Origin of the sequence: Mesorhizobium marinum, from assembly GCF_040813675.1 — a bacterium.
GTDB classification, from domain to species: domain Bacteria; phylum Pseudomonadota; class Alphaproteobacteria; order Rhizobiales; family Rhizobiaceae; genus Mesorhizobium_K; species Mesorhizobium_K marinum.
This window is the reverse complement of record NZ_JBFOCI010000001.1, coordinates 1,065,840-1,092,343: the sequence shown is the minus strand read 5'-3', so window position 1 is coordinate 1,092,343 and position 26,504 is coordinate 1,065,840. Positions and strand designations below refer to the sequence as shown.

Genomic DNA, 26,504 nt, shown 5'->3' with positions numbered 1-26,504 from the left:
AGCGGTTGCGCGGGACGGCAGCAAGCAGCGGCGGCTATTCGCTTTTCCATTCCGGCTTGCGCTTCTCGATGAAGGCCGAAATCCCCTCCCTCGCGTCGCCACCGAGAAGGTTCTCCACCATCACGCGCGACGCATAGTCATAGGCGTCAGCCAGCCCCATTTCCGCCTGCCGGTAGAAGGCTTCCTTGCCGAGCGCCAGCGTCGACGGCGATTTCGAAGCGATGGTGCGGGCGTATTTCGCCACGACCTGACCGAGATACTCCCGCGGCACCACGCGGTTCACCAGCCCGAACTCCTTGGCGGCGGCCGCGTCGACCATCTCGCCGGTCAACAGCATCTCCATCGCGTGCTTGGGCTTCAGGCCGCGCACCAGCGCGACGCCGGGCGTCGTGCAGAACAGCCCGACATTGATGCCGTTGACGCCGAACGTCGCATGGTCGGAGGCGACCGCGAGGTCGCACGACGCGACAAGCTGGCAGCCGGCTGCCGTCGCGATGCCGTCGACTTCGGCGATCACCGGCTTGGGGTGCCTGACGATCGACTGCATCAGCCGCGAGCAGGTGGCGAAGGTTTCCTCGAAGTAGGCGCGGCCACCATCGGCGTCGGCCCGGCGGGCGGTCATCTGCTTCAGGTCGTGGCCGGCGCAGAACATCTTTCCGGCAGCGGCGATCACGACCACGCGCACGGCGCTGTCGTCGCGCGCCCTGTCGAGCCCGGCCTGCATGTCGCGCATGACCTCGAGGGACAGCAGGTTGGCCGGCGGATTGTCGAGCGTGATCCTGAGGATGCCGCCGCCGTCATGGGAAGCGGCGTCAGCGTCGGCCTCATGCCTCAGCGAAACGATGTCGGCCATTCCTGAATCTCCATCCGTGCAGTCGGCTGCCTTATCCCATAGGGGCAGGCTACCATGGAACCCCGCCGCGTGCGATTGTCCGGGCGTGCGCCTTCGCCACAATTCGCCGGCCGAAGCGCCGTTGCAGTTCAGGAAGGAAGAATGCCCGGACAGGCCGATATCGAACCCCTGCTCGACGCCGAACAGATCAATGCGCTGCTGGCGGAGGCCTACCCCGAGTTGAATTCCGGTACGCGCACCTACGAGGTGACCGACGTGTTCGCGGGCGGCTGCACGGTCAGGCTGAACGCCGATGCACGGCACCTGCGACCGGGCGGCACGGTATCGGGCCCCACCCTGTTCACGCTTGCCGATATCGGCGGATATGCCTGCGTGCTCTCGCATGGCGGGCCGGACGCGATGTCCGTCACCACCAACCTCAACATCAACTTCGTCCGAAAGGCCGGGCCAGGACCGCTCGACGGCCATTGCCGCATCCTCAAGCTCGGCAGGAACCTGATGGTCTTCGATATCGACATCGTGGCCGGACCGGACGGTCGGACCGTCGCGCACGCGACCGGCACCTATTCTATCCCGCCGAAGCAGGGCTGAATTCCGGCACACTCCGCGCTCTGCTTGAAGTCTCCATACCAGTCATACTTTTCGCCCGGCTCTATGACGACATGGCTGTTTGCGTCAAAAGTGTTGCAGACAAGTAACTGCGCACCTTTTGCTTACATGCTATGTATGTCGTTGATATTTCAGGCAGGGCTAAAAGATGAAATCGACGAAATTACTCGCAGCAGCAATTCTTCTTGCCGCCAGCAGCAGCGCATTTGGCGCCGACGCCGTGGTCGACGAGGTCGTCGTCGTCGACACCTCCTACAACTGGTCCGGCATCTATGTCGGCGCCCAGATCGGCTACGCCTGGGGCGACAGCGACGTGGATTTCTCGACCATTCCGGTCACCTCCAATCCGGAACCGGACGGCGTGCTCGGCGGCGTCTATCTCGGCTACAACGCCCAGCTTGCCAACGGCGTCGTCCTCGGCGTCGAGGGCGACTTCGCCTTCGCCGACCTGCATGACGGCGATGGCCTGGCCTCGCCGGTCCCGCTCCCGGGCCAAAGCATCGAGGTCGACGTCAACTGGACCGCGGCCCTGCGCGCGCGGCTCGGCTACGCCGCCGGCCGCTTCCTGCCCTACGTTGCGGGCGGCGTCGCCTTCGCCGACGTCGACCACGAAGGCTTCTCCTCTCCCAATGCCAGCGCCGGCACCGGCAGCGACACCTTTGTCGGCTGGACGATCGGCGTCGGCGCGGAGTATGCGTTTACGGACCGGCTTATCGGGCGTGCGGAATACCGCTACTCGGACTATGGCAGCGAGGACTACGCGGGAACCGTCAACTTTCCGACCCATAGCGTCGACCTGAAGACCAACGACATCCGGCTCGGCATTTCCTACAAATTCTGACCCGATTGCCTGCAGAGACATTGATTCCTGCACGCATCGGACGGGCGCAGGCCAGTCACCGGTTGTGGTAAAATATTACCACAACCGCAACTTATTGTTTTACATGGGTTTTTCAGAAACACGCCAGCTTGACGCTGCCACACGCGCTCGCCTATAAGCGCGTCTGGAAAAGCGGCCTTTCGGGGCCGCCGTTTCATTTGGCGGATCCGCCGCCAAGCCAAGCAACAAGAAACGCCTTTCCGCCTCGTGCGGCAAGGTCCGAACAGAGAGTAGAACCATGACAACCTTTTCGCAGAAGCCTGCGGATGTGGTGAAGAAGTGGGTGCTGATCGACGCCGAGGGTCTCGTCGTCGGCCGTCTCGCCTCCATCGTCGCCAACCGCCTGCGCGGCAAGCACAAGCCGACCTTCACCCCGCATGTCGACGACGGCGACAACGTCATCGTCATCAATGCCGACAAGGTCGCGTTCACCGGCAAGAAGTACACCGACAAGGTCTACTACTGGCACACCGGCCACCCCGGCGGCATCAAGGAGCGCACCGCGCGCCAGCTGCTCGAGGGCCGTTTCCCCGAGCGCGTCGTCGAGAAGGCGGTTGAGCGCATGATCCCGCGCGGTCCGCTCGGCCGTCGCCAGATGAAGAACCTGCGCGTCTATGCCGGCGCCGAACATCCGCACATCGCCCAGCAGCCCGAGACGCTCGACGTTGCGGCGATGAACTCCAAGAACAAGAGGGCCAAGTAATCATGGCTGACCTGACCTCCCTCGCCGACCTCGGCACGGTTGCGGCCGAACAGCCCGCCGCTCCGGTCCACGTCCAGAAGCTGGACAAGCAGGGCCGCGCCTACGCCACCGGCAAGCGCAAGAACGCGATCGCCCGTGTCTGGGTGAAGCCGGGCTCCGGTAAGATCACCGTCAACGACAAGGAATTCGCGGCCTACTTCGCGCGTCCGGTCCTGCAGATGATCCTGCAGCAGCCGATCGTCGCAACCAACCGCAACGGCCAGTTCGACATCGTCGCCACCGTCATCGGCGGCGGTCTGTCGGGCCAGGCGGGCGCCGTGCGCCACGGCATCTCCAAGGCGCTGACCTACTACGAGCCGGGCCTGCGCGCCGTGCTCAAGAAGGGCGGCTTCCTGACCCGCGACAGCCGCGTGGTCGAGCGCAAGAAGTACGGCAAGGCGAAGGCCCGCCGCAGCTTCCAGTTCTCGAAGCGCTAATCGCATCGGGCGTTTCACGCGCCGAGGAAAAGGGGCTGCCGTTCGGCGGCCCCTTTTTCGTTCACGGCTCCGGGCAGGCAGACGCAGCCAGCTCCTTGCAGCCTGCAGGTCGAAAAAGGCCCGATCGCCGGCCCGCCACGTCCGCGCCTCGATCGAGGCGATTAGCCGGCGGCGTTCATCAAGCGGTCGCGAATTCGTCAACAACGCCTTTTGCGTCTTGCTCTTACTTACTGATATCAAACAGTTTTTCTAAGTTTAAAGGTATGCGCAAAAAAGTGCGCGGCGCCACGGAATAGAGCACGATCTGGCCCGTTCTTCTCTCTGCAATCGCTCCACGAGAGCAGCAGGAGAGCACACGATGAGACCACCCAGATCGATAGCCCGGGAACCGGCGTTCGCCGGATCGCGTCCCGCCTTCCTCGGTTCTGACCGCAGTTTCTTCCAGCCGCGCGGGAGGTCGATATGATCGCCGCGCTCAACTACCCGTTCGTGCCGGAACTGCTTCGCTTCGGCATGGATATCGCCGGAATGTCGATCCTGATGTTCGGCATGTACTACCGGCGCTATCGCGACAAGGAACTGGTGACCGCCGCCGCGCTGTTCAACATCTCGGTGTTCGGCGTGCTGACCGTGCTGTCGGCCGTCGACTTCGGTGTCGCAGCCGGCTTCGGCCTGTTCGCCATCCTGGCGCTGTTCACGCTGCGCTCGGAGCCGCTGACCAAGACCGAGATGACCTATTTCTTCGGCAGCGTCGCCATTGCGGTCATCTGCTCGGTGCAGGGCACCACCCTGCCCTTCGCGGCTATGGTGGTCGGGCTCGTGCTGACCGGCGCCTACATCGTCGACCACCCCAGGATGCTGCAGTCCGTCAGCGGCGCGAAGGTGTCGCTCGACAAGATCCAGCTCACGCTGCTGTCGGACCCGGTGGCGATGCGCGCCGACCTGTCCGAGCGTCTCGGCGTCGACGTCCTGTCCTACCAGGTCCTGCAACTCGACTACATCACGGAAATGGCCAAGCTCAATGTCTACTATCGCAAGCACTGACCAGACCTTCGAACACCTGTTCGATCCGATCAGCCTCGGCGGCCTCAACGCCAAGGCAGCGATGCTCGAGCGCCTGGACAACAAATATGTCGTCGAGATCGCGACGCTCCGGCATGCCGCCGAATCCCTGGCGACGCAGTTCGACGTGCTGGAGATCGATGGCCGGCGGGCCTTCACCTACGAGACCTGCTATTTCGACGACGATGGCTGGCAGAGCTACTTCGACCATCACCAGGGCCGCCGGCGGCGCGCCAAGGTGAGGATCCGGCGCTATGTCGAGGCCGGCCTCTGCTTCCTCGAGGTGAAGCTGAAAGACAAGCGCGGGGTCACCGTCAAGAAGCGCTTCGCCCACGACCTCGCGATGTTCGGCCATCTCGACGCGACCGCGCTCGGCCACATCGAGGATGCGTATCGTGACCTCTACGGCCTTACGTTTCCCTACGCGTTGTCGCGGGTCATCGACATGCGCTACCGGCGCATGACGCTGGTGGCCAAGGAAGGCGGCGAGCGCATGACGATCGACAGCGGGCTGCGCTTCTTCACGCCCGAAGCGGCGCACGCGGTCGACAGCCACCTGTTCATCGTCGAGACGAAGTCGGCCAACGGCAACGGCATGGCCGACCGGGTCCTGCGCGCGCTGCACCAGCACCCGACGAAGCACTGCTCGAAATACTGCATGGGGGTCGCCCTGCTCAACGAGGGCACCAAGCACAACCGCTTCCTGCCGGCCCTTCGAAAGCTCGGCGGCATGCGCCCCGGCCCGGCTATGGCCGTCGCGTGACAAAAGGAGAAACAGCAATGAACTACACGCACACCGCCGCCGGGCTCCTGCTCACCGTGGCGTCGGCGCTGGCCGCCGCCGTCCCCGCCGCCTCGGAGACGCTGAGCGTGCTCGGCAGCATCGAGGCCCCGAAGCGCGGCCATGACGGCGTGACCGTCAGCGAGTTGTCCGGGCTTGCCTGGGACGAAGACGAAAAGCTTCTCTATGCCGTCTCCGACGACGGCATCCTGCATCATTTCCGCCTGACCTACGACGCCAGCGGCATCCAGGCAGTCGAGGCCGTCTTCGCGACGCGGCTTTCCGGCGCGGCGGCAGGGCTCGTCAACGCGGAGGGCCTGGCGGTCTCGGGCGGAGACAACGGCAAGGCCGGCGACAGCGAACTGCTGATCGCCTTCGAGGACGGTCCTTCGCTGCAACGATTCGGGCCGGACGGCACGCCAGGGGAGACGCTGACCCTTCCCGAGGCGCTTGCCGACCCCGGCCGATACAATGCGGACAACAGCCGGCTGGAAGCGGTCGCCTACGACCCCGAACGCGGGATCGTCACGGCGCCGGAGGAACCGATGGCCGACCAGCCCGGCGACACGCATTCGATCTATTCCCTCGACGGGAAAAGCTGGACCTTCCAGGCGTTCCAGCCGAAACGCAGCAATCTCAAGGCGATCGAGCCGATCGGCGGCGGCCGGATGCTGGTGCTTGAACGCACGCGCGACCAGAAGGGCGGGCCGGACACGGCGCGGCTGCGCATCGTCGACCTGTCGGGTTGCGGCGGCGCCGTGGCTTGCCAGGCAGTCGATCTCGCCACCGACAGTCCCGCCTTCGACGACAATTTCGAGGGAATGACCAGGCTGTCCGGCGACCTCTATGTCGCCGCCACCGACAAGAAGAAGCGCGACACCCCGCCGACGACGTTCGTGCTGTTCACGATCACCCCCTGAACCCGGTGCGCGGCGGGGCGGCTGCGACCGCTCCCCGCCGCGCGAGCGTTCCCCCGCGATAGGGGGTCGCATTTATGAGAAGAATGTCGAATAACGTTGCCCTTGCTGTCAGACAGAGGGGTGGCGCATGCCCGCACGCACGATTGACCACGCCTTCACGGCGACCAGGACCACCGGCCGCGCCGACGACCCGACCTATGCCGGCGCGCTGTCCTTCATGCGTCGCCGCTACACCAAGAACGTCAAAGGCGCGGACGCGATCGTCTGGGGCATCCCCTTCGACGCCGCGGTGACCAACCGGCCCGGGGCCCGCTTCGGGCCTCAGGCCATCCGGCGCGCCGCGGCCATCTTCGACAACGATCCGCAGTATCCGTTCGACCGCCAGTTGTTCGAGACGATGGCCGTGGTCGACTACGGCGACTGCCTGCTCGACACCGGCAACCACCAGAAGACGCCGGCGACCATCGAGCGCGAGGCGGCGAAACTCCTCAGGTCAGGCGGCTTCCTGCTGTCGCTCGGCGGCGACCACTTCGTCACCTGGCCCCTCCTGAAGGCGCATGCCGCGATCCACGGCCCGCTGGCGCTCGTGCAGTTCGACGCGCACCAGGACACCTGGCCCGACGACGGCAAGCGCATCGACCACGGCTCCTTCGTGGCGCGGGCTGTGAAAGACGGGGTCATCGATCCCGACCGTTCGATCCAGGTCGGCATCCGCACCCATGCGCCAGAGGATTGCGGCATCAAGATCATCTACGGCCACGAGGTCGAGGAGATGCGCGCGGCCGACATCGCCTATGCGATCGTCGAGCGCACCGGCGGGAAGAAGGCCTATGTCACCTTCGACATCGACTGCCTCGACCCTGCCTTCGCGCCGGGCACCGGCACGCCGGTCGCCGGCGGCCCGTCCACAGCCAAGATGCTCTCGGTGCTGCGCCAGATCGGCCAGGTGGATATCGTCGGCGCCGACATCGTCGAGGTTGCGCCGGCCTACGATCACGCCGATATAACCGCGATCGCCGGCGCCACCGTCGCGATGCACTATCTCGGCCTGCTCGCCGAGCGGCTTGCGCGCCAGGAGGCGTTGGGCCAAAACGGCGCGGAAGCGAACCACGCGGCCGGCATATAGCCTTGATTTCGATGGATTGTTGCGACTGAAATGAAACCGAAGATCTTCATTGACGGCGAACACGGGACGACCGGCCTGCAGATACGCGCCAGGCTCGCCGACCGAAACGACATCGACGTGCTGTCGATCCCGGTCGAGCGCCGCAAGGACCCCGAGGCACGCGCCGACTTCCTGCGCACCGCCGACATCGCGATCCTCTGCCTGCCCGACGACGCCGCGCGCGAAAGCGTCGCGCTGATCGGCGACGCCGACACCCGCGTGATCGATGCCTCGACGGCGCACCGCGTCGCAGCCGGCTGGGCCTACGGCTTTCCGGAGATGGACCGCGAGCAGGCAAAGACGATCGCCGCCGCCAAGCTGGTCGCCAATCCCGGCTGCTGGCCGCAGGGGCCGATCGCGACGCTGCGCCCGCTCGTCAAGGCAGGCCTCGTCCCCGCCGGCTTTCCGATCACCATGAACGGCATATCCGGCTATTCCGGCGGCGGCCGCCAGATGGTCGAGGACTACGAGGCGAAGGGCGACGGCGCCCCGGACTACCTGCCCTACGGCCTGACCTTCCAGCACAAGCACGTGCCGGAGTTCAGGCTCTATGCCGGGCTGTCGCGCGACCCGATGATGCAGCCGGTGGTCGGGAACTTCGCCCAGGGCATGGTCACCGCGGTACCGCTGCAACTCGCCGCGCTGAACCATGTGCCGACCGGCGCGGAACTGCACGCAGCGATCGCCGATCACTATGCCGGCCTGGAGCACTCCGTCGTCGAGGTCGCGCCCTACGAGGCGATCGAGCGGACGCCTGAGCTGAACCCGGAAACATACAACAACACCAACCGCATGCGGCTTCACGTCTTCGCCAACGACAAGAAGGCCCAGGCCCTTCTGGTCGCCGTCTACGACAATCTCGGCAAGGGCGCTTCCGGCGCCGCGGTCCAGAACATGGACATCATGCTGGGGACGTAGAGAAACAGCAGCGACAAGGGGGGACCGATGCAGTGCTGCTCGACGGCGGTGGTCGCCGCTCGCGGCCAGCCGGGGCCGATTGACGTATGACACAGGGCGGAGGCTTTCGCGAAACGCTGCGGCGCGGCGAACGGGCGCTGCGCGATATCAGGGACAACCTCATTGTAAAACCCCTGATGAACTCGCGCCCATTCCGCAGGCATCTCCAGGCGGAAGCCTATGCGATCGTCGTCGATTGCGCCGACCACCGCCTCGCATTCGACCCGAGCGACCTCGTCATCGGCGCAACGATCCGCAACTCGGGCGGATGGTTTCGGGAAAGCACGCAGCGGGTCTTCGACGCCCTGCCGACGAGGGGGAAGACCTTCATCGACGTCGGCGCCAATATCGGCACCCAGACGGTCTATGCGCTGATGTTCGGCGGCTTCGAACGAGCCGTCTGCTTCGAGCCGCACCCGAAGAATGCCGCGCTGCTGCGCGCGAATCTCGCGTTGAACAACCTCACCGACCGCGCCACCGTCGTCGAGGCGGCCGCCGGCGCGGCCCAAGGCCGCGCCACATTGTCCGTGTCGGGGCACAACGGCGGCGGCCACAGCCTTGCCTATGAACGGGGACTGCAAACGATCGAGGTGGACGTCGTTACCGTGGAGTCCGTGCTGGCAGGGATGGGCCTGGACAGGAGCGCGCTCGGCCTCGCATGGATCGATGTCGAGGGATTCGAGGCCGAGGTTTTGGCCGGCTGGCCATCGCTCCCGGACCTGCCCCTGATGGTCGAACGCAGGCCGCTTCTCGCCAATTTCCCGATAGATATGTTGTCGGGCTACCGGCGCTGGGCGCGCATCGGTGACGGCGAGCCGGAATGGCGGACGATCCCGACGCTCAACCCGGCCGACTACCGCGACGAAGTCGACCTGCTGTTCGCGTAGGCAGGCCGCATCGGTTGCGGCTCGCGACGGCGTCAGCGCGCGACCCTGATCTCCGTCGGCAGCGGATAGGCGCCCTTCGTGCCGCGCCAGTGCGCCGTCGCAAAACCGAGCACGACCAGGGCGAAACCCTGATGCAGCAGCGCCCAGTGCAGCGGCATGTGCAGCAGCAGGGTGGCGATCCCGATAGCCGCCTGGATCAGCATGAGGTGGAAGAGCACGAGGGCGCGGCGCGCATGCGTGGTGCCGGGCAACCGGCGACGGACCGCAATCATGTGCCAGAGGGCGAGCAGGAGCAGCGCATAGGCCCCTGCCCTGTGCACGAACTGCACCGTCTTCACGTTCTCGAAGAAATTGCGCCAAACAGGCTCGAGCAGCAGCAGGTCGCCGGGGATCACCGCGCCGTCCATCAGCGGCCAGGTGTTGAAGCTCAGCCCGGCGTCGGTTCCGGCGACCAGCCCCCCCAGGAAAATCTGGACGAGCACCGCGACGACGAGGAATCCGGCAAAGCGCTGCGTGCCGCTATCGGCGGCAGGCTCTGAATGCGGCGCAAGCCCCCGCGCGACGATCATGATCGCCGCGAAGATCGCGCATGCCAGCGTCAAGTGGATAGCCAGCCGGTACTGGCTGACGTCGGTGCGCTCGACGAGGCCCGATGCAACCATCCACCAGCCGACGGCTCCCTGCAGGCCGCCGAGCGCCAGCAGGCCGACCAGCTTGGGCGCCAGCCCGCGTTCGACGCGGCCCGTCGCCCAGAAGAAGATCAGCGGAAGCGCGAAGACGAAACCGACGCCCCGCGCCAGGATGCGATGCGCCCACTCCCACCAGAAGATGTACTGGAATTCCGCCAGGCTCATGCCCTTGTTGATCTGCTGGTATTGCGGGATCTGCCGGTAGAGGTCGAACTCCTCCTGCCACTCGGCATGGCTGAGCGGCGGGATCACGCCATGGATCGGCTTCCACTGCGTGATCGACAGGCCGGAATCGGTGAGCCGGGTCGCGCCGCCGACCAGCACCAGGGCAAACAGCATGAGCAGGACCAGATACAGCCAGCCGCGCACCAGGGCACGGTTCGCGTTGAGGCGTACGCTTTCGCCGCGCACGGCGCCGGCGTCGTCGGCTGCAAGGGTCTGGTTCATGGCCGGATTGGTGGACCATCGCAGGCGTTCGTGCAAGGCTGCGACCCTCGCGACATGCCGTCGCGCCGCCGCGCGCGCGGCGCATCGGGCGTTGCGCGGTCGGCCGCGAGGCAATATGCCCATGGCGAAGGAGCGACCATGTCCATTCGCGTGAAGAAGCTGATCGGCACCATCCTGCTCGTCGCCCTCGTCGTGGTCTACGCGCTGGTGGCGATGACGGTGGCCGTGGCTCGGCTGTCGGAGTCGGGGCCGCTCGCACACCTCGCCTTCTTCGTGATCTCGGGGGTTCTCTGGATCCTGCCTGCGATGGGCGTCATCAAATGGCTGATGCTGCCGCCGCGACCCGGCAACTGACCGGCCGGCGCCATCCGGCCGGATTGCCCGTCGATCATTCGTTCACCTTTTGCGCCTAGCCTAGCCCGTCTTGGCAACGCGAACGCGACATCGCGCCACTGTGTATCCACGCTTCTTCACATGAAGGATGATTGACGCGGCTATGTCCCCTGGCGGCCAATCGGCGAACTCCGATAGACCAGCCGGCAGGCCGCAAAGCGGACGGCCGCGGCCAACCGTGTCCGTCCTGTCGCGCGACAGCCTTTCGGCCTACGCCGAACTGGCGCGCCGGGGCGTATGCGCCCCTCCCCAAAGCGCCCTCTGGATCGAGGAATGGGTGGCCACCACGGGCCCCGATGGCTTCCTGGCGGTTCTCGAGGCCGAGGGAGGACCGGCCTGTGCGCTGGCGCTCGAGGTCATCCGCTCCGGTCCGTTCCGGATCGCCCGCTTCATGGGCGGGCGCCATGCCAACGGCAATTTTCCGCTTCTCGTTCCGGATGCGACCGCGAGTATCGAGATCGAGGCCATGCTGCCGGCGATCCGGGCCGCGCGACCCGACATCGACGCGCTCGTGCTTGAGCGGCTGCTGCCGGACCTCGACGGCTTGCCGAACCCGCTTCTCCGGTTCCCGCACTTTCCGAGCCCGAACCTGGCGCTCGCCGCCAACCTCGAAGGCGGGTTCGACGCCCTGCTCTCGCGCGTCAGCGGCAAACGAAAGAGGAAGAAGCACCGCTCGCAGATGCGCAAGTTCGAGGCGGCCGGCGGCTTCCGCCTGATCGAGGCGTCGACGCCCGAGGAAGTCTCGCGCCTGCTCGACGCGTTCTTCGCGATGAAGGAATTCCGCTTCCGGAACATGGGCATCGCCAACGTGTTCGGTGACGTCGAAGTGCAGAACTTCTTCCGCTCGCTGTTTCTCGACGCACTGCGCGAAAATCCGCCGCCATTCGTCCTGCATGCGCTGGAGGTCGGCGGTACGTTGCGCGCCGTCACCGGCTCGGCGCGCGCCGGCAAACGCATCGTCTGCGAGTTCGGCGCGATCGCCAAGGACGAACTCGCGCATGCAAGCCCCGGCGACTTCCTCTTCTTCGAGAACATCGGCAAAGCGGGTCGCCAAGGGTTTGAAATCTTCGACTTCAGCGTCGGCGACGAGCCCTACAAGCGGTTGTGGTGCGAGATCGAGACGCGGCATTTCGACGTCGCCGTGCCACTGACCCCGAAGGGCCGCATCCTGGCTGGCGCCCTGCAGATGAAGGCGGCGGCGAAATCCTACGTCAAGAACAGCCCGGCGATGTGGCGGCTGGCCAAGATGCTCCGCCGCAGCGCCGCCGGAAACCAGACGGCGCAGGACTGAGCCTCGTCAGGCTACGGAGCGCCCGGGCACCGGTCCGTCCGGAGAGCCGTAGTCCTGCGGCGAGACCAGCATCACCCGTCCGTAGCCGCGCGCCCGAAGTTCCTCCGCGGTCGCCATCGTCTCGTCGTCGAGCTCGATCGCGCTGACCATGATCTCGGTTCCGTCGGAGATCAGCCGGCGGATGCCGTCCGCATCCGCGGCCCCGCACTCGACGACCACCACGTCGTAGGCGCCGGTCAGCGACTGCATGATCGCGGGCAGCCGGTCGGCGGCCTTCATCGCGCGCAAGGGGTCGGCGGTGCCGACGGGCATGACGTGGCACTCCGAGTAGTGGTCGAGCTGGATCGCGTCGGTGAACTGCGCTTCGGAGACCAGCAGGTTGGTGATCCCCGCATAGCCGACGCTGCCGAGCATGGGGCGCGACGCGGCGCCGGACGCCGTCAGGTCGAGCAGCAGCACCCGCAAGCCGGCGTCGGAAACTTCGCGCGCAACCATCACCGCCGCCGCCGCGCCGTCATCGCCCTCCGGCGAGACGAAGATCGCCCGGGTGGCGCCGCCGGCGATGAGCAGTTCCGCCGCGCTTTCGATGCCGACCTCCCCGACATGCTGCCCGGCGGCTTCGGCCGATCCAGGCGCAGCCGACTCGGGATTGTCGTTGGATATCCAGCGGGCAAAGGGATTGCGCATGCTACGTCCTTCTTCGATTTCCTCTTCATCGGCCGCCAGCCGCCCGGCCCCAGTCGCGTCGTCGGCCGGTTCAACGCCGGTTTCGCCTTGCCCCGCGTCCATCATCCTGCGGTGCCTGGCCCAGGCCTCGCTGAAGGACTCGCGCCGCACCCGCATCTCGGGCAGCGGCTCGAGCCGGATCGGCTCGGCCTTGGCGGCTGCCTCGTCGATCCCGGTATCGGTTTCGGCGGCCGGCGGAACCGGGTCGGCAACGGCCGCGTCGTCCGGAGCGACGGCGTCGGCATCCGCAGCCACGACAACGACGGCGGGCAGTTCCGGCTCCGCAGGCGCGCGGGCGGGTTCGCCGGTCGCCGGCATGGCGTCGTCCGCGGCAGGGACAAACGGCCGCTCCACGACCGGTTCGACGTCGTGCGCCACCGCTTCCGGCTGCGCGTCCTCAAGGTCGAGCCGGGACCCCGGCGCGGGCCGCATCGCGCGTCCCGAGAACAGTTCCTGCAGCAACGTGACGATGGCCATCATCAGCAGCGAGCCGATAAACGCGGCCAGCGCGACCGTCAGGGGCTTCGGGTAGTACGGCTCGGCCGGAACAATGGCGCGCGAGAAGATGCGTGCGTCCGCAGGCAGGTAGTTGCCGTCGCGCCGGGACGAAGCCTCGCGGTAGCGGGCCAGATAGGATTCGAGCAGCTCGCGCTGCGCGTTCGCCTCGCGCTCGAGCGCGCGCAGTTCGACCTCCTCCTCGCCGGCGCGCGCCGATTCCGCCTTCAGCGTGTTGAGGTCGGCGACCAGTTGCTGCTCGCGCAACCTGGCGGCATCGGCCTCTGCGCTCAGCGCGCTCAACACATTGCGGGCCTCGGCGCGGATCTGGCGATCGAGATCCGAAAGCTGCGAGCGCAGCGCCCGGATGCGGGGGTGATTGTCGAGCAGCGTGGTCGAGAGGTCGGCGATGTCCGCCCTCAACTGGACCTCGCGTTCGCGCAGGCGCTGGATAAGCTGCGACGACAGCACATCCGGCAGCGCGTCGAGCGACGCCCCGGAGTCGAGCACGGCGCGGACGTTCGACGCGTTCGCCTCCGCCGCCGCGCGGGCGGCCCTGACCCGCGACAGCTCGCTGGACAGTTCCGACAACTGCTGCGTGGCCAGCACCGAGTTGTTCTGGCCGACAAGCAGGTCCGATTGCGCACGGAAGCTCGCCACCCGCGCCTCGGCCTCCTTGACCCGCCTCGACAGGCTCGCGATCTCGGGCTCCAGCCAGTCGGTCGCCTCGGCGTTCGACTGCAGTTTCGCCGCGCCCTGCGTCGCGATGTATTCGTCGGCCAGCGTGTTCGGGATTTCGGCGGCGAGCCTGGGGTCCGACGAGGACATCACGATGACGATGACGCGCGACTTCTCGACCCTGTAAACCTCAAGGCTCTCGCGGAATTTCCTGAGCACCCGCTCTTCCGGCGGCACCTCGTTCGGATCGCCCTTCAGCCCGGCGACGACCATCAGCCGCTTGAGGAACGACATGTTGGCGGCTTCGTCGAACTCGGGCAGGCGCGCGAGGTCCAGCTTCTGCGCCACCGCCTTCAGGAGATCGGTCGAGGTGACGACCTCGACCTGGCTGGTGATCCCCTCCTCGTCGAGGAGCGGAGCGTCGTCCGCAGCGCCCGTCTGCGGCCGCGTGAACACCGATTCCCGGGGCTCGATGAGGATGCGGGTCTCGCCGCGGTAGAGCGGCGTTGCGGTCAATGAAAAGGCCAGCGCAAGGCCGGTGACGGCGAGCGCGACAAACAGGATGCGCTTCCAATACGAAAGCAGGCTGCCGAACAGCCTTCCGAGGTCGACGTCGATATCGTTGGCCGACGGGTATGCGCCTGACATGCGTCCATGCTCCGAACTAACGGAAACGCACGGTAAACATCTATGGTAACCCAGCCGTTAAGACGCATCCGCCAGTTGTGTCGGCACAACCGCCGCTCCCAAGGCGAAACGCGGAGGGACTTTACCGCCCATTAACCCTAACAGGTCGATAACGGAGCCACGTCCGAAAGGCCGCCGGAAACATGTCCGGCATGCATACCCAAGGTTCGCGCATTTCATGACACGGCTTTCGCTCATCTCCAACGTGCTGCTGGCCGGCCTGATCCTATCCGGCTGCTCCGGCTATCGCCCTGCCCCCGCTGCATTCCATGAAATGCTTGACCAGCCCTACCGGCTGGGCGCCGGCGACCGCATCCGCGTGACCGTGTTCGAGCAGGACGCGCTGACCAACACCTACAGCGTCGACCAGTCCGGCTACTTCGCCTTCCCGCTTGTCGGCGCGGTGCCGGCGCGCGGCCACACGGTCCAGCAGATCGAAGCCACGCTCGCCACCAAGCTGCGCCAGGGCTACCTGCGCGATCCCGACGTCTCGGTCGAGGTCGATCGCTACCGTCCGGTCTTCGTGATGGGCGAAGTCGGCTCGGCCGGCCAGTACTCCTACGTGCCCGGCCTGACAGTGCAGAAGGCGGTGGCGATGGCGGGCGGCTACTCGGCGCGCGCCAACCAGGACAGCGTCGACATCACGCGCGACATCAACGGCAAGGTCATCACCGGTCGCGTTCGCACCACCGACCCGCTGCTGCCGGGCGACACGGTCTACGTGCGCGAGCGCCTGTTCTGAGCGATGAGTGCCGACCGTCCGTGACCCAGCCTCTCAGGATCGTCCACTGCTTCAGGTCGCCCGTCGGCGGGATCTTCCGCCATGTGAGAGACCTAGCCGAAGCACAGGCGGCGGCAGGGCATCTGGTCGGCGTGGTCTGCGATTCGACGACCGGCGGCGCGTTCGAGGAGAAGCTGTTCGAGCAGATGAAGCCCAGCCTCGCGCTCGGCGTCTCCAGAACGCCCATGCAGCGCCACATCGGACCGGGCGACCTCGCCGCCGCGTGGCGGGCATACGGATTGATCAAGGAATTGAAGCCGGACGTCCTGCACGGACATGGCGCCAAGGGCGGCGTCTATTCGCGCGTGTTCGGCTCACTGTTGCGGGTTTTCAGGTTTCGCGTAGCCCGCCTCTACACAGCGCATGGCGGCAGCCTGCACTACGACGAGAAGACGGCGACCGGCAGGCTGTTCTTCACGATCGAGCGGCTGATGGCGCGCTTCACCGACTACACTCTGTTCGTGTCGGACTTCGAACGCAATGCCTATCACCGCAAGGTCGGCAAGCCTGACCGGCCGAGCGGTCTCGTCTACAACGGCCTGCGGGCGGGCGAGTTCGAATCGGTTGCGGCGGCGGCGGATGCCGCCGATTTTCTTTATATCGGCATGATGCGGGACCTGAAGGGGCCCGACCTCTTCATCGACGCGCTGGCGCAGGCGGAGGCGCTGCTCGGCCGCCACTTAGGCGCGGTGATGGTGGGCGACGGCGAGAGCCTGCCCCTCTACAAGGCGCAGGCCGCCCGACTCGGCCTGGCGGAGCGCATCCGCTTCCTTCCGCCGATGCCGGCGCGACAGGCCTTCGCACTCGCCCGAACGGTCGTCGTCCCGTCACGCGCCGAGGCAATGCCCTACATCGTTTTGGAGGCGCTCGCCGCGGGCAAACCCGTCATCGCCACCGCGGTCGGCGGCATCCCCGAAATATTCGGCGCCGGCTCGCCTGCCGTCGTTCGGCCGGACGCCGCCGATCTTGCCGGCCGGATGGCCGAAGCGCTCGCGGACTTGCCCGCATTCGCCGCTCAGATGCCAGAGGCGGCCGTCCTCAAGCGCCGTTTCGGCGCCGACGCCATGGCCGCCGAGATCGAACGCGCCTATTTCGGGGCGCTTGCGCGCTGAAGCGCCCCGGTTGAAGGGTTTCTTAGGCCTCTTCTGCTAGCCGGACTGCTGTAAGTGCATAGCGGCGGTAGCAATGACCAGCATGGAGCCTGAAAACCGTTTCTCGCCGGAAGCGGTTCGCAATCACCAAGGCGGCGGGAAAAAAGGGCAAGCCTGCACCGCTGAACGAGACGGCCCGGCAGGTCGCCGCGCAGTACCGGCGCGACACCATGTCCCCGATCATGGTCAGCGGCGTGCTGCGGCTCGTCGAGTTTGCCCTCCTGGTTCTCTCCGGAGCCGCGCTGTACGTGGAGCATGTCGGTTTGGGCACCGAGCTCGACTGGCACTACCCGATCGTCATTGCCGTTGCATCGGTCCTCGCGGTCATCCTGCTCGACATCAACGACTGCTACCAGTTGCCCGCGTTGATGCGGCCGCTGTCCACCGTCGCCCGCATCGCAATCACCTGGGCCGGCATCTTCGCGCTGCTGGCCGTGGTCGGCTTCTTCCTGAAGGTGGCGGACGACTTTTCGAGGTTCTGGTTCGGCGGCTGGTTCCTGGCCGGGCTCGCGGTGCTGTTGCTGCCGCGCTTCGCATTCGGCTACCTGATCAGGCGGTGGGCGCGCAACGGTCGCATCGAGCGCCGCGCGGTCATCGTCGGCGGCGGCAAATCCGCCGAAACGCTGATCCGCTCGATCGAGAAGCAGCCCTACAACGACATCCGCATCTGCGGCATCTTCGATGACCGCGACGACAGCCGCTCCCCGCCGCTCGTCGCCGGCTATCCCAAGCTCGGCACCATCTCCGAACTGATCGAGTTCGCCCGCATCGCGCGCATCGACATGCTGATCGTCTCGTTGCCGATGACAGCGGAATCGCGCGTGCTGTCGCTGTTGAAGAAGCTCTGGGTGCTGCCGGTCGACATTCGCCTTTCCGCACACTCGAACCAACTGCAATTCCGGCCGCGTTCCTACTCCTATGTCGGCTCGGTGCCGATGCTCGACATCTTCGACAAGCCGATCAACAACTGGGACTCGGTCGCGAAACGCGCCTTCGACATCGTGTTCAGCCTGCTCGGCATCGTGTTCCTGTCGCCGGTGATGATCGCCACCGCCATCGCCATCAAGCTCGACAGCAAGGGACCCGTGCTCTTCAAGCAGAAGCGCCACGGCTTCAACAACGAGGTGATCGAGGTCTACAAATTCCGCTCGATGTACACCGACCAGGCCGATCCCACCGCCATACGCCCGGTGACCAAGGGCGATCCGCGCGTCACCCGCGTCGGCCGCTTCATCCGCAAGACGTCGATCGACGAACTGCCGCAGTTCTTCAACGCCCTGTTCGGCTCGCTGTCGCTTGTCGGGCCGCGCCCGCACGCGGTGGCGGCGCAGTCGCACAACCTTCTCTACGCCGAGGTCGTCGACGGCTATTTCGCGCGCCACCGCGTAAAGCCCGGCGTCACCGGCTGGGCCCAGATCAACGGCTGGCGCGGCGAGATGGACACCGACGAGAAGATCAGGATGCGCACCGAACTCGATCTCCACTACATCGAGAACTGGTCGCTGTGGTTCGACCTGCAGATCCTGTTCCTGACGCCGATCCGGCTGCTCAACACGGAAAACGCCTATTGAGCGTGATCGCGCATGAGCTCCCGCGCGACGCGATCAACGCCAAGCTGATCGCCCTGGTCTCCGCGTCGGCCGTCGTGGCCGGCGTCTTCCTGTCCGGCTTCGTCCTGCGCGAACCGGCGCCCTACGAGATCTACATGGCCGGGCTGATCGCGGTCTGGGCGCTGTTCGGCCTGCGCATCTCCAGGCCGATCGCGCCCCTGCTGGCGCTGCTGGTCCTCTTCAACGTCGGCGGCATGATCTCGATGACGCAGATGTCCGACCTGATGGACACGCCGCTCTACATCGCCGTCTCGCTCTTCCTCGCCTTCACCGCCGTCTTCTTCGCCGCCGTGACCGAGGCGCAGCCGGCGCTCTACCGGCTGATCTTCCGGGCGTGGATCGCAGCCGCCCTCGCAACCTCCACGCTCGGCGTCATCGGCTATTTCGGGCTGCTGCCGGGATCGGAGATGTTCACCAAATACGGGCGCGCCACCGGCGCCTTCGAAGACCCCAACGTCTTCGGGCCGTTCCTCGCGCTGCCGGCCATCTACCTTCTCTACCTCGTGCTCACCGGAAGCCCGGCGAAGATGCTGCTCTGCGCCGTGCCCCTGCTGATCGTGACGGCCGGCATCTTCCTGTCGTTTTCGCGCGGCGCATGGGGCCTGTTCTGCGTAGCCGCCGTGATGCTTGCTGCGGTCCTCTTCCTGCAGGGGAGCGGCCGGCAACGCCTGCGCATCCTGGTGATGTCGCTTGCCGCGCTTGCGCTGGCCGTGGTCGCCGTCCTCGTGCTGCTGCAGATACCCGGCGTCGCCGACATGTTCACCGAACGCGCCCAACTCGCCCAGGACTATGACAGCGCGCGGCTCGGGCGCTTCGCCCGCCACTTCATCGGGCTGCGGGTTGCGATGGAGCATCCGCTGGGGATCGGCCCGCTCGAGTTCGGCCAGATCTACGGCGTGGACACCCACAACATCTGGCTGAAGGCGCTGCTCGACTATGGCTGGCTCGGCTTTGCCTGCTGGACCGTGATGATCGGCTGGACAATTGCCGCGGGCTTCCGGATCCTCTTCCGCGACCGTCCGTGGCAGCCCTTCCTGCTCTGCGCCTACGTCGTCTTCCTCGGCCATGTGGCGCTGGGCACGGTCATCGATACCGACCACTGGCGGCACTTCTACCTGCTTGTCGGACTGATCTGGGGCGCGATCGCGCTCGAATACCGCCGGCAGCGGCGCGTGCGCGCGTAAACGCGGATTTCCTGGCGGCAAAAGAAAGCCCGCCGGGGGAGGAGGTCCGGCGGGCCACTGTCTGCAGACGCTCAGGGAGGAGGAAGAGCGTCAACAACACTGACATAATGCCTGGTCGATTCTTTTGCAAGATCGCCATCTGCACATTGTTTAGGCGAACTGCACGGTGAGCCGACGCATGCCCGATGACGTCAGCCGTCGCGCCGAGCTTGCCAGCATGCGCTTTCAGCCACCCCATACCAACCAACTCGGTGGAGTCCGCTGACGCTCAAGCCGCCGACTTCTTGACCCGTTCAACCACTTCGCCCAGGGCTGCCGAAAGGTGGTCGACGGTGAACCGCTCCCGCACCAAGGCTCGCCCGCAGTTGCGGAGCGTGGCGAGTCGCGGAGAGTTCCAGTTTGCATGGGCGTCTCGCATCGCAGCGGCCGCGGCCGTGATGTCCGGCGCCGCCCAGACCTGGCCATCGCCGAAAGGATAGTCGTCTGGCGCGAGTTCGACGAGGGTGAACGGCACCAGCAACGCCGTTTCGGCCGAACACACCTCCCGAGATCCCGAATAGTCGGTGGCTATGACGAGTGTGTCGAGGAGCATGCTCTCGGCAAGAACGCGCCCAAACCCTTCGCTGGCGTGAAGCGAAACGTATACATGCGCCTCCGCGAGCCAGTTGCGAACCGCTTCAGCATCCCACTTCGCATCGATCAACCTGATACGGTCGTCGCTTGCGGCCAGGTCCTGCAGGTGCTGCCATTCCCCGGGCTTCAGATCCGCATGCGTGCTTTTGACAACGAGGCGAACGTCTACATCGCGCGGGAATGCCGTCTTGAACGCTGCTATGGCCCGGTGGGGTCCCTTGCGCCGCACCGTCGAGCCGAAATCGAACATGACCGCGAATGTGAACACAGGAGCCTTCGCGGTGTTCGAGGCGGTAGCCTCGAGTTCAGAAATATTGAAAGCCATCGGCAGCAACGTCGCGCGAGGCCGAAGGGCGGCAGGCAAGGACTGCTGGACGAATGAGGAGTAGACGCAGATTTCATCCACGCCACGGTAGACCCATTCCAGCGCTGCCGGCGTTGTCGGGAACTCCCATGGGGCAGCAAGGATGATGCGTTGCTGAAAATGTGCGTTCGCAAAGCCAAGCTCTCGGATCGCAAGATTTGGCGCCGGCACCGCCCATAAGCCGATCGGTGACCGCGGTGGCGGGAGCGTGTTGATATCGTCGAGCACGATTCGATTGACGCGGTAGCCGGCATGCTCCAGCGCCTGGGCCGCGAAGCGCGCGTCCTCGCCGATGCCGATGGGATGCGACAGGTAGCCGTAGACGTCGATGTCGGCGCTTCTGACACTTGGCTCGTTCGACCTGCGCGCCGCCACCGGCGCATCCGGCAGATCGCGAAGCAATCGACTGGCCGCCGAGACCCCGTGGGCACCTATCCGCCCGGCACTGCTTTCGAGCCAGGCGAGATACGACGTCTCCACCGTCGCGACATCAACGCCGGCTGGGCGACGCCGGATCAGTTCGGCGACATAGCGGGCCAGCAGTTCGACCAGCGCCGGCTTCGTCTCCTGCGTACCGAGCCATTCGATAAAGCCATCGAAGTCAAGGATCACTTCGGCGACGAATTCCGAATCCGTGAAGCAGATCGAGAAAAGACCGAGTTCGGGCACCGAATACATGATCGCATGTGCCGCCCTGGTGACCGGACTGGCCTCCGGAAGCGGATTGATAAGAGAAAGACCCGCCGGCAACGAAAGAACCTTGCCACTCGGCAGAGGCACATGCAGCCGGTCGAACGCGAACTTCTCGGCCGACAACGCATCCAGGAATGGCGCGGTGGAAGCGCCGAACTGCGCGGCGCCGAACTTAATCCACCAGGTCGCGACGGCCCAGTAGTATTCGGGGCTGTGGGACGGCGTCCCGGCGACGCGCGAAACTTGCGCGATGGTAGAGATCGCGTTCGGCAACCCATCGCGCTCCGAAGGCGCATACGCCGTGGCGAGAGCGCTAGGCCAGCGCGCGCTCATCCCGAATCCTTCGAACGAATGCCGTCAGATTCACAACCGTCGGCTGCGCTTCGGGAGGGCAAAGAAGCAGGTTTCGCAGCGCAAGGAAATCGATCTCGACCGTCAGTTCCGGCAGCACCGTGGACCATAACCTCTTCCGTTCAGACTCCCAATTTCGCTCCTCGCGCCTCTGCAACTCCTCATCGAGGCAGAGTTGAAGAGTTGTCCCGCCAGCATCGACGTTGAAGTTGTACTGGGCCGTGATCACACCCTCGGCGAGCGGACGGAGTGTTACCTTTCCCCGTCCGAGCGCCTTGAGGATCAGCTCGTAGTCCTCGAGCCGTGTTGCATCAGGCGACGTATTGATTTCCTCCTCCACGAGAAGGCTGCGTGAAACGACGCATGAGCAGATCGGGGCGAAGTTCAGAGCCAGAAGTTGGAGGGGGTTAGCCGGAACGTTGGTGACGAAGCGTTCCTTGGTGACTACGTAATCGGCGGGAAAGATGCCTTCGACGTAGGCGACATAGCATTGAGCAATGGCGAGATCGGCCTCTTCGCTCTGGCAGATCTCGATAGTGCGCGCCACACCGCCCAAGAAGAGCATGTCGTCATAGTCAAGGAAAGCAATGTAGTCGCCACGGGCGAGCAGTATGCCGTCGGCGAGCAGCTGGCCGCGGCGGTCGCTGCCTGGCTCGACCTGCACACCCTGTACACGGCAGGGAATGCTCGAAAAGAGCGAACCGCATAGCTCTCGGACCGCGTCGAGCACCTCGCCGCTACTGTATTGGACCATCACCACGACTTCGTGTGTCAGTTCGGTCTCGTCCATCAGGCAGTACAGGGCCCGCCTAAGGAGATTGATGTTGGCGCCTTCGTGGAAACGAACCAGAATGCTCAGTCGCATCAGCTCCACCTGGCCGAGGCAAAGGTCAATCGGTCGGCGGCGTTCCACCTGACAGTGGCGTCAAGCGGGACTTGAGCTCCGTCTGGAAGGACCGGCAGCTCATTGGCGGAGGCGAAGAACCCCTCCTCCAGCAGCAATTCTTCCGTCATTTTCAGGCTCTCGGGGTTGCGCCATTTTGTTGCTATGTAGCGCGCGCTCAACAACATGTTCTTTCGGCGTAGATGGCCAAAGGGAAAGGCGCTGCCACGATGGAAGAAGAACGCCTTCTGGCTGACGAGGCAGGGAACTCCGGCGGCACGGGCTCGGAAGGAGTAATCGATGTCTTCGCAGTACAGGAACATTGCCTCATCTAAGGGGCCAAGGCGTTCGTACGTGGATCGGGTAATCAGGAGGCAACAACCGGAGACCCAGTCGGTCGCGCCAGTTACAGGATCGTAGTATCGCGGATGCTCGTTGGGAAACTGCCTCGCCTCGACCAGTGCATCGCCACCGCTGCTCTTCTGAGTTGCGATCAAGTTCGAAACGCATCCAGGCAGCGGGAACCCGTCGACATTCATGGTCACGACCGCGTCGCACCCTCTGGAAAAGGCTTGTTCCATCAGCATGTTGCAGCCGCGCGTGTACCCCTCATTGCGGCCTGTGCGTGAATAGGTTGCCGTACGAGGAACTGCATGGCGCAGTTCATGCTCGGAGTTGTCGAGGATGAAGCTCGCGAGCTCGAGCGACGTCTCGGCGCGTGTACGATCAAGCGCGCGGTAGAACTGAGCCAGTTCGGCTTCGCTATTGTCGAAGAGGACGTTGAGTATTCCCAACCGCATTGTATTCCGTCCTACGCTACCCGCCCGCGCAAGGTGAAATTTGACCCGTCTTCAATACCCGTCGAGCGGGTATCGGACCATCGCGCGCAACTCAACAGTCCACAGCTCTTTCGCCAGCAACCTTGCACAAAAATCGCTGGTTATCGATCGTGAGCTTCGCGCAAAGCCCTGCCCCGACGGCAAAAGTCCGTCCGTGCCCCGCTTTCCTGACGGACCGCAGCAGGGCGACACAGGAGATCACGCTCGCTTGAACCGCGAACAGTGATTCCACACACGGAGCGCTGAGGGTAGCCATGCCGCCCAAATCGCCATCCCGAAGCCGAGATCGACGCACTCCAAGACACCTGATTCATAAGGTGTTGTTTTCATTTATTTTAAAATGGTCGGAGTGGCGGGATTCGAACCCACGACCCCTTGACCCCCAGTCAAGTGCGCTACCGGGCTGCGCTACACTCCGGACCGCGGAGAGCCTTAGAAGAGCGGGCGTTTGAGCGCAAGTGCGAATTGTCGGGACGGCCAGGAAAATTGGCGCCGCCGGGCGCGGCGCCCGCCCAGCGTTCCCTCCCCTCCGCGATCCGCCCACGGCGAATGGCGGGGCGGCCGAACCGCCGGGCATGTCGCGATCGCGTCAAAGCCGGTAGGATGGGCGCAGCAGCACCGTCCTGTTGGTGAGGACATCGCCGTGTCGCCCCTGGATGCCAGGACCCTTGTCTTGCCGGAACAGCCGTCGCCCGCGGAAGGCGCGCGCGAAACGATCGCGCGCATCAGGCCGCATTGGCAGCGCATGGGCATCACGCGGGTCGCCAACGTCACCGGGCTCGACCGCATCGGCATCCCGGTGGTGATGGTGTGCCGGCCGAACGCGCGCTCGCTCGCAGTGTCGCAGGGCAAGGGCCTTGACCTCGACAGCGCCACCGTCTCGGGACTGATGGAAAGCGTCGAACTCTTCCATGCCGAGCATATCGACAAGCCGCTGCGGCTCGGCAGCATGGCCGAACTTTCGCCTTCGCACGCCTTCGCCAGGATCGACCGGCTTGCGCGCGTCGCCGGCGAACGCCACACGGCCGACCGCGTGACCCTGTGGATCGAAGGCCAGGACCTGGTCTCGGGCGGCGCGCGCTGGCTGCCGTACGAATCGGTGCGCGCTAACTTCACCGTCCCCGCCCCCACCGGCAGCGGCTGTTTCGACTGCAGCAGCAACGGGCTCGCCTCGGGCAGCACCTACGGACAGGCCGTGCAGCACGGGATCTGCGAGATCGTCGAACGCGACGCGACGGCGCTGTGGAACAGGATGCGCGCAGCAGAGCGCAGGGCCACCGGGCTCGACCTCGACAGCGTGGCCGACGGCCGCTGCCGGGACGTGCTCGACAGGCTGAGCCTGGGCGGGTTCGACACCACGGCCTGGGAAACGACCTCCGACACCGGCGTGCCGGCCTTCTTCTGCCTGATCGCCGACAGCCGCGACCGGAGCGGCCACCACGGCATCGGCGCGGCCGCGCATCCGGCGGCCGAAGTCGCGCTCCTGAAGGCGCTGGTGGAGGCGGCGCAGGTTCGCACCACCTATGTCTCCGGCGCGCGCGACGACCTGCACCCCGACGAATATTCCGAAAGCCACCGCGAGAACCGCCGCAGGATCGCCGAGCGGCTGCGGACCGAGCATGCGCCGCTGAGGCCACTGGTGGTCGTGCCGGAGAGGACGCAAGCCGGAACGGGCGGGAACATAAGGTGGCTCCTGGATCGGCTGGCCGTCGCCGGCCTCGACGAGGTGATCGCGGTCGACCTCTCGAAGGAGGAGATCGGCCTACCGGTCGTGCGCATCGTGATCCCCGGCCTGGAGGGGCCAGACGACCACGACGGCTACATGCCCGGGGAACGCGCACGCCGCGTGATGGAGGCCCGCGGGTGAAGGCGATCATCTTTTGCGGGCCGAGCCTCGTGCGCGTCGACACGGCCCGCTTCGCGGCGATGGAATTCAGGCCGCCGGTGCGCCAGGGCGACCTTCATGCCGCCGCGCGGGAAGGCCCTGGCGCGATCGGCGTCGTCGACGGCTATTTCGACGGCCAGCCGGCCGTCCTGCACAAGGAGATTCTCTGGGCGATGACGCGCGGCGTCGCCGTCTTCGGTGCGTCGAGCATGGGCGCGCTGCGCGCCGCCGAGCTGCACAGTTTCGGAATGCGCGGCGTCGGCCGGATCTTCGAGGCGTACCGCGACGGAGCGCTGACCGACGACGACGAGGTGGCGCTGCTGCACGGGCCGCCGGAGACCGGCTACATTCCACTCAGCGTGCCCATGGTGAACATCCGCGCGACGCTGGAGAAGGCGGTCGCCGAAGGGATAATCGATCCTGATACGGGAGCCCGCCTGACGGCCGAGGCCAAGGCCCTGTTCTACCAGCTGAGGACATGGCCCGACATCCTGGGGACGCTCGCCGACGGCGCGCAGGTGCGGCGTCTGTCCGACTGGCTCAGGACCGGCAAGGTCGACCGGAAGCGCGAAGACGCGCTCGACCTGCTGGGCGAGGTCGATGCGTTCATCCGAAGCGGGACGCGCCCCGATCCGCCGACCTTCCATTTCGAGTGGACGGAAAACTGGCATCACGCCCCATGGCGCAACGACGCGCCGACCGGCACCGACGCCGCTACAGACGAGGACGACGCGATCCTCGACGAGCTTCGGCTGAGCGGAGACTATGTTCGGCTGCGCGACGAAGCCCTGCTCAGGCTGCTGGCGCGCAGCGATGAACGCGCCGCACCGGAGCGCCAGGCGATCCGGCAGGCGACGGACGCCTTTCGCCTGCAGAGGGGGCTGGTGCGGCAGGCCGACGTCGCGCGCTGGGCGCAGGAAAACGGGACCGACCCGGCCGGACTGGAGCGCATGCTGGCGGACAATGCGCGGGTGGCGACGCTGGCGCGCGCAAGCGAGGCCGACCTGCGCCGGGGCATCCTCGATCGCTTGAGGGAGCGCGACCTCTACGCCATCTGCCGGGACCGCGCGCAGGCGCGGCAAAGGCACGCGCGGTCGCCGCCGCCAGCCCGCCCGCCGGACGCGCTCCTGGCTGCCTGGCACTTCGAAAATCGGCTTGGCCGCCCGGTACCGGAAGACCTTGCCGAGCACGCCGCTTCGCTCGGGCTCGCAAGCGTCGGCAAGTTCTTCGAGCTTGTCGCACTAGACTATACTTTCCAGGCGGCGGGCGCACAGGAGAATGACACTGGCGCGGCGGATAAAACTTCGATAGCATGACTTCGCCTGCAGCAGTCGATGCTGCTGCCGACAAGACGTGCATGCTTCAGTCCAATGGCGGGGACGAGCGTGGCATCTGGAGGACAAGGCCCATATTGCGGGAGCGGAACGCGCT

At 65.8% G+C, this 26,504-nt stretch carries 24 protein-coding genes and 1 tRNA gene; 18 read left to right on the top strand and 7 right to left on the bottom strand.

Going from position 1 to position 26,504, the window contains the following annotated elements; genetic code table 11:
* Positions 1-34: 34 nt before the first annotated feature.
* Positions 35-853, bottom strand: a complete 819-nt coding sequence (locus ABUE31_RS05225; protein WP_367722426.1) for an enoyl-CoA hydratase — start codon at positions 851-853, stop codon at positions 35-37.
* A 141-nt stretch (positions 854-994) separates the two neighbouring features.
* Here ABUE31_RS05225 and ABUE31_RS05220 point away from each other — a divergent pair, with 141 nt between their 5' ends.
* The 10 genes from ABUE31_RS05220 (at position 995) to ABUE31_RS05175 (ending at position 9,293) form a co-directional block, all read left to right on the top strand.
* A complete protein-coding gene (locus ABUE31_RS05220; RefSeq protein WP_367722425.1) occupies positions 995-1,444 on the top strand; it encodes a PaaI family thioesterase in 450 nt (149 codons plus the stop codon).
* 166 nt (positions 1,445-1,610) lie between these two features.
* Positions 1,611-2,303: an outer membrane protein gene (locus ABUE31_RS05215; protein WP_367722424.1), complete on the top strand. Its 693-nt coding sequence runs from the start codon at positions 1,611-1,613 to the stop codon at positions 2,301-2,303.
* Positions 2,304-2,580: 277 nt separating this feature from the next.
* The gene (gene rplM, locus ABUE31_RS05210) at positions 2,581-3,045 is read left to right on the top strand and encodes a 50S ribosomal protein L13 (RefSeq protein ID WP_367722423.1); all 465 of its coding nucleotides are present in this window, start codon (positions 2,581-2,583) and stop codon (positions 3,043-3,045) included.
* A gap of 2 nt (positions 3,046-3,047) precedes the next feature.
* A complete protein-coding gene (rpsI, locus tag ABUE31_RS05205) occupies positions 3,048-3,521 on the top strand; it encodes a 30S ribosomal protein S9 (protein ID WP_367722422.1) in 474 nt (157 codons plus the stop codon).
* Positions 3,522-3,983: 462 nt separating this feature from the next.
* Positions 3,984-4,565: a DUF4956 domain-containing protein gene (locus ABUE31_RS05200; RefSeq protein ID WP_367722421.1), complete on the top strand. Its 582-nt coding sequence runs from the start codon at positions 3,984-3,986 to the stop codon at positions 4,563-4,565.
* Positions 4,543-5,346, top strand: coding sequence for a polyphosphate polymerase domain-containing protein (locus tag ABUE31_RS05195; protein WP_367722420.1), 804 nt, complete (start codon positions 4,543-4,545; stop codon positions 5,344-5,346). Before ABUE31_RS05200 ends, ABUE31_RS05195 begins: the two co-directional genes overlap by 23 nt.
* A gap of 17 nt (positions 5,347-5,363) precedes the next feature.
* Positions 5,364-6,284 (top strand): esterase-like activity of phytase family protein, encoded by a 921-nt coding sequence (locus tag ABUE31_RS05190; RefSeq protein WP_367722419.1) that lies wholly within the window; start codon positions 5,364-5,366, stop codon positions 6,282-6,284.
* A gap of 127 nt (positions 6,285-6,411) precedes the next feature.
* Complete coding sequence (gene speB, locus ABUE31_RS05185) at positions 6,412-7,410, top strand: agmatinase (RefSeq protein ID WP_367722418.1); 999 nt, start codon at positions 6,412-6,414, stop codon at positions 7,408-7,410.
* A 30-nt stretch (positions 7,411-7,440) separates the two neighbouring features.
* Positions 7,441-8,367, top strand: a complete 927-nt coding sequence (gene argC / locus ABUE31_RS05180) for an N-acetyl-gamma-glutamyl-phosphate reductase (RefSeq protein WP_367722417.1) — start codon at positions 7,441-7,443, stop codon at positions 8,365-8,367.
* Positions 8,368-8,453: 86 nt separating this feature from the next.
* Positions 8,454-9,293 (top strand): FkbM family methyltransferase, encoded by an 840-nt coding sequence (locus tag ABUE31_RS05175; RefSeq protein ID WP_367722416.1) that lies wholly within the window; start codon positions 8,454-8,456, stop codon positions 9,291-9,293.
* A 32-nt stretch (positions 9,294-9,325) separates the two neighbouring features.
* Here the strand turns inward: ABUE31_RS05175 and ABUE31_RS05170 are convergent, their stop codons facing one another.
* Positions 9,326-10,429, bottom strand: coding sequence for a COX15/CtaA family protein (locus ABUE31_RS05170; RefSeq protein ID WP_367722415.1), 1,104 nt, complete (start codon positions 10,427-10,429; stop codon positions 9,326-9,328).
* 138 nt (positions 10,430-10,567) lie between these two features.
* Here ABUE31_RS05170 and ABUE31_RS05165 point away from each other — a divergent pair, with 138 nt between their 5' ends.
* The gene (locus ABUE31_RS05165; protein WP_367722414.1) at positions 10,568-10,783 is read left to right on the top strand and encodes a DUF2842 domain-containing protein; all 216 of its coding nucleotides are present in this window, start codon (positions 10,568-10,570) and stop codon (positions 10,781-10,783) included.
* 127 nt (positions 10,784-10,910) lie between these two features.
* Positions 10,911-12,113, top strand: coding sequence for a GNAT family N-acetyltransferase (locus tag ABUE31_RS05160; protein WP_437344069.1), 1,203 nt, complete (start codon positions 10,911-10,913; stop codon positions 12,111-12,113).
* A 6-nt stretch (positions 12,114-12,119) separates the two neighbouring features.
* On the opposite strand, the gene ABUE31_RS05155 is transcribed toward ABUE31_RS05160, so the two are convergent.
* A complete protein-coding gene (locus tag ABUE31_RS05155; protein ID WP_367722412.1) occupies positions 12,120-14,660 on the bottom strand; it encodes an exopolysaccharide transport family protein in 2,541 nt (846 codons plus the stop codon).
* Between the two features lie 217 nt (positions 14,661-14,877).
* Between ABUE31_RS05155 and ABUE31_RS05150 the strand changes: the two genes are divergently transcribed.
* From ABUE31_RS05150 to ABUE31_RS05135, 4 genes are all read left to right on the top strand, one after another.
* Entirely contained in the window at positions 14,878-15,441 is a 564-nt protein-coding gene (locus ABUE31_RS05150) for a polysaccharide biosynthesis/export family protein (RefSeq protein WP_367722411.1), read from the top strand.
* Positions 15,442-15,461: 20 nt separating this feature from the next.
* On the top strand, positions 15,462-16,592 hold the full coding sequence (locus ABUE31_RS05145) for a glycosyltransferase family 4 protein (RefSeq protein WP_367722410.1): 1,131 nt from the start codon (positions 15,462-15,464) through the stop codon (positions 16,590-16,592).
* A gap of 209 nt (positions 16,593-16,801) precedes the next feature.
* Positions 16,802-18,202: an undecaprenyl-phosphate glucose phosphotransferase gene (locus tag ABUE31_RS05140; protein ID WP_437344068.1), complete on the top strand. Its 1,401-nt coding sequence runs from the start codon at positions 16,802-16,804 to the stop codon at positions 18,200-18,202.
* Positions 18,199-19,425, top strand: a complete 1,227-nt coding sequence (locus ABUE31_RS05135) for an O-antigen ligase family protein (protein WP_367722409.1) — start codon at positions 18,199-18,201, stop codon at positions 19,423-19,425. The genes ABUE31_RS05140 and ABUE31_RS05135 overlap by 4 nt, the downstream gene beginning before the upstream one ends.
* 268 nt (positions 19,426-19,693) lie before the next feature.
* Here ABUE31_RS05135 and ABUE31_RS05130 read toward each other — a convergent pair whose 3' ends face one another.
* The 4 genes from ABUE31_RS05130 to ABUE31_RS05115 form a co-directional block, all read right to left on the bottom strand.
* Entirely contained in the window at positions 19,694-21,448 is a 1,755-nt protein-coding gene (locus ABUE31_RS05130; protein WP_367722408.1) for a glycosyltransferase, read from the bottom strand.
* Complete coding sequence (locus ABUE31_RS05125; protein WP_367722407.1) at positions 21,429-22,331, bottom strand: glycosyltransferase; 903 nt, start codon at positions 22,329-22,331, stop codon at positions 21,429-21,431. Before ABUE31_RS05125 ends, ABUE31_RS05130 begins: the two co-directional genes overlap by 20 nt.
* On the bottom strand, positions 22,331-23,149 hold the full coding sequence (locus ABUE31_RS05120) for a glycosyltransferase family 2 protein (protein ID WP_367722406.1): 819 nt from the start codon (positions 23,147-23,149) through the stop codon (positions 22,331-22,333). Before ABUE31_RS05120 ends, ABUE31_RS05125 begins: the two co-directional genes overlap by 1 nt.
* A gap of 380 nt (positions 23,150-23,529) precedes the next feature.
* Positions 23,530-23,606, bottom strand: a tRNA-Pro gene (locus ABUE31_RS05115).
* A gap of 225 nt (positions 23,607-23,831) precedes the next feature.
* Here ABUE31_RS05115 and ABUE31_RS05110 point away from each other — a divergent pair.
* Together ABUE31_RS05110 and ABUE31_RS05105 are read left to right on the top strand one after the other, a co-directional pair.
* A complete protein-coding gene (locus tag ABUE31_RS05110; protein ID WP_367722405.1) occupies positions 23,832-25,055 on the top strand; it encodes a YcaO-like family protein in 1,224 nt (407 codons plus the stop codon).
* Positions 25,052-26,389: a TfuA-like protein gene (locus tag ABUE31_RS05105; protein WP_367722404.1), complete on the top strand. Its 1,338-nt coding sequence runs from the start codon at positions 25,052-25,054 to the stop codon at positions 26,387-26,389. Before ABUE31_RS05110 ends, ABUE31_RS05105 begins: the two co-directional genes overlap by 4 nt.
* Positions 26,390-26,504 lie beyond the last annotated feature (115 nt).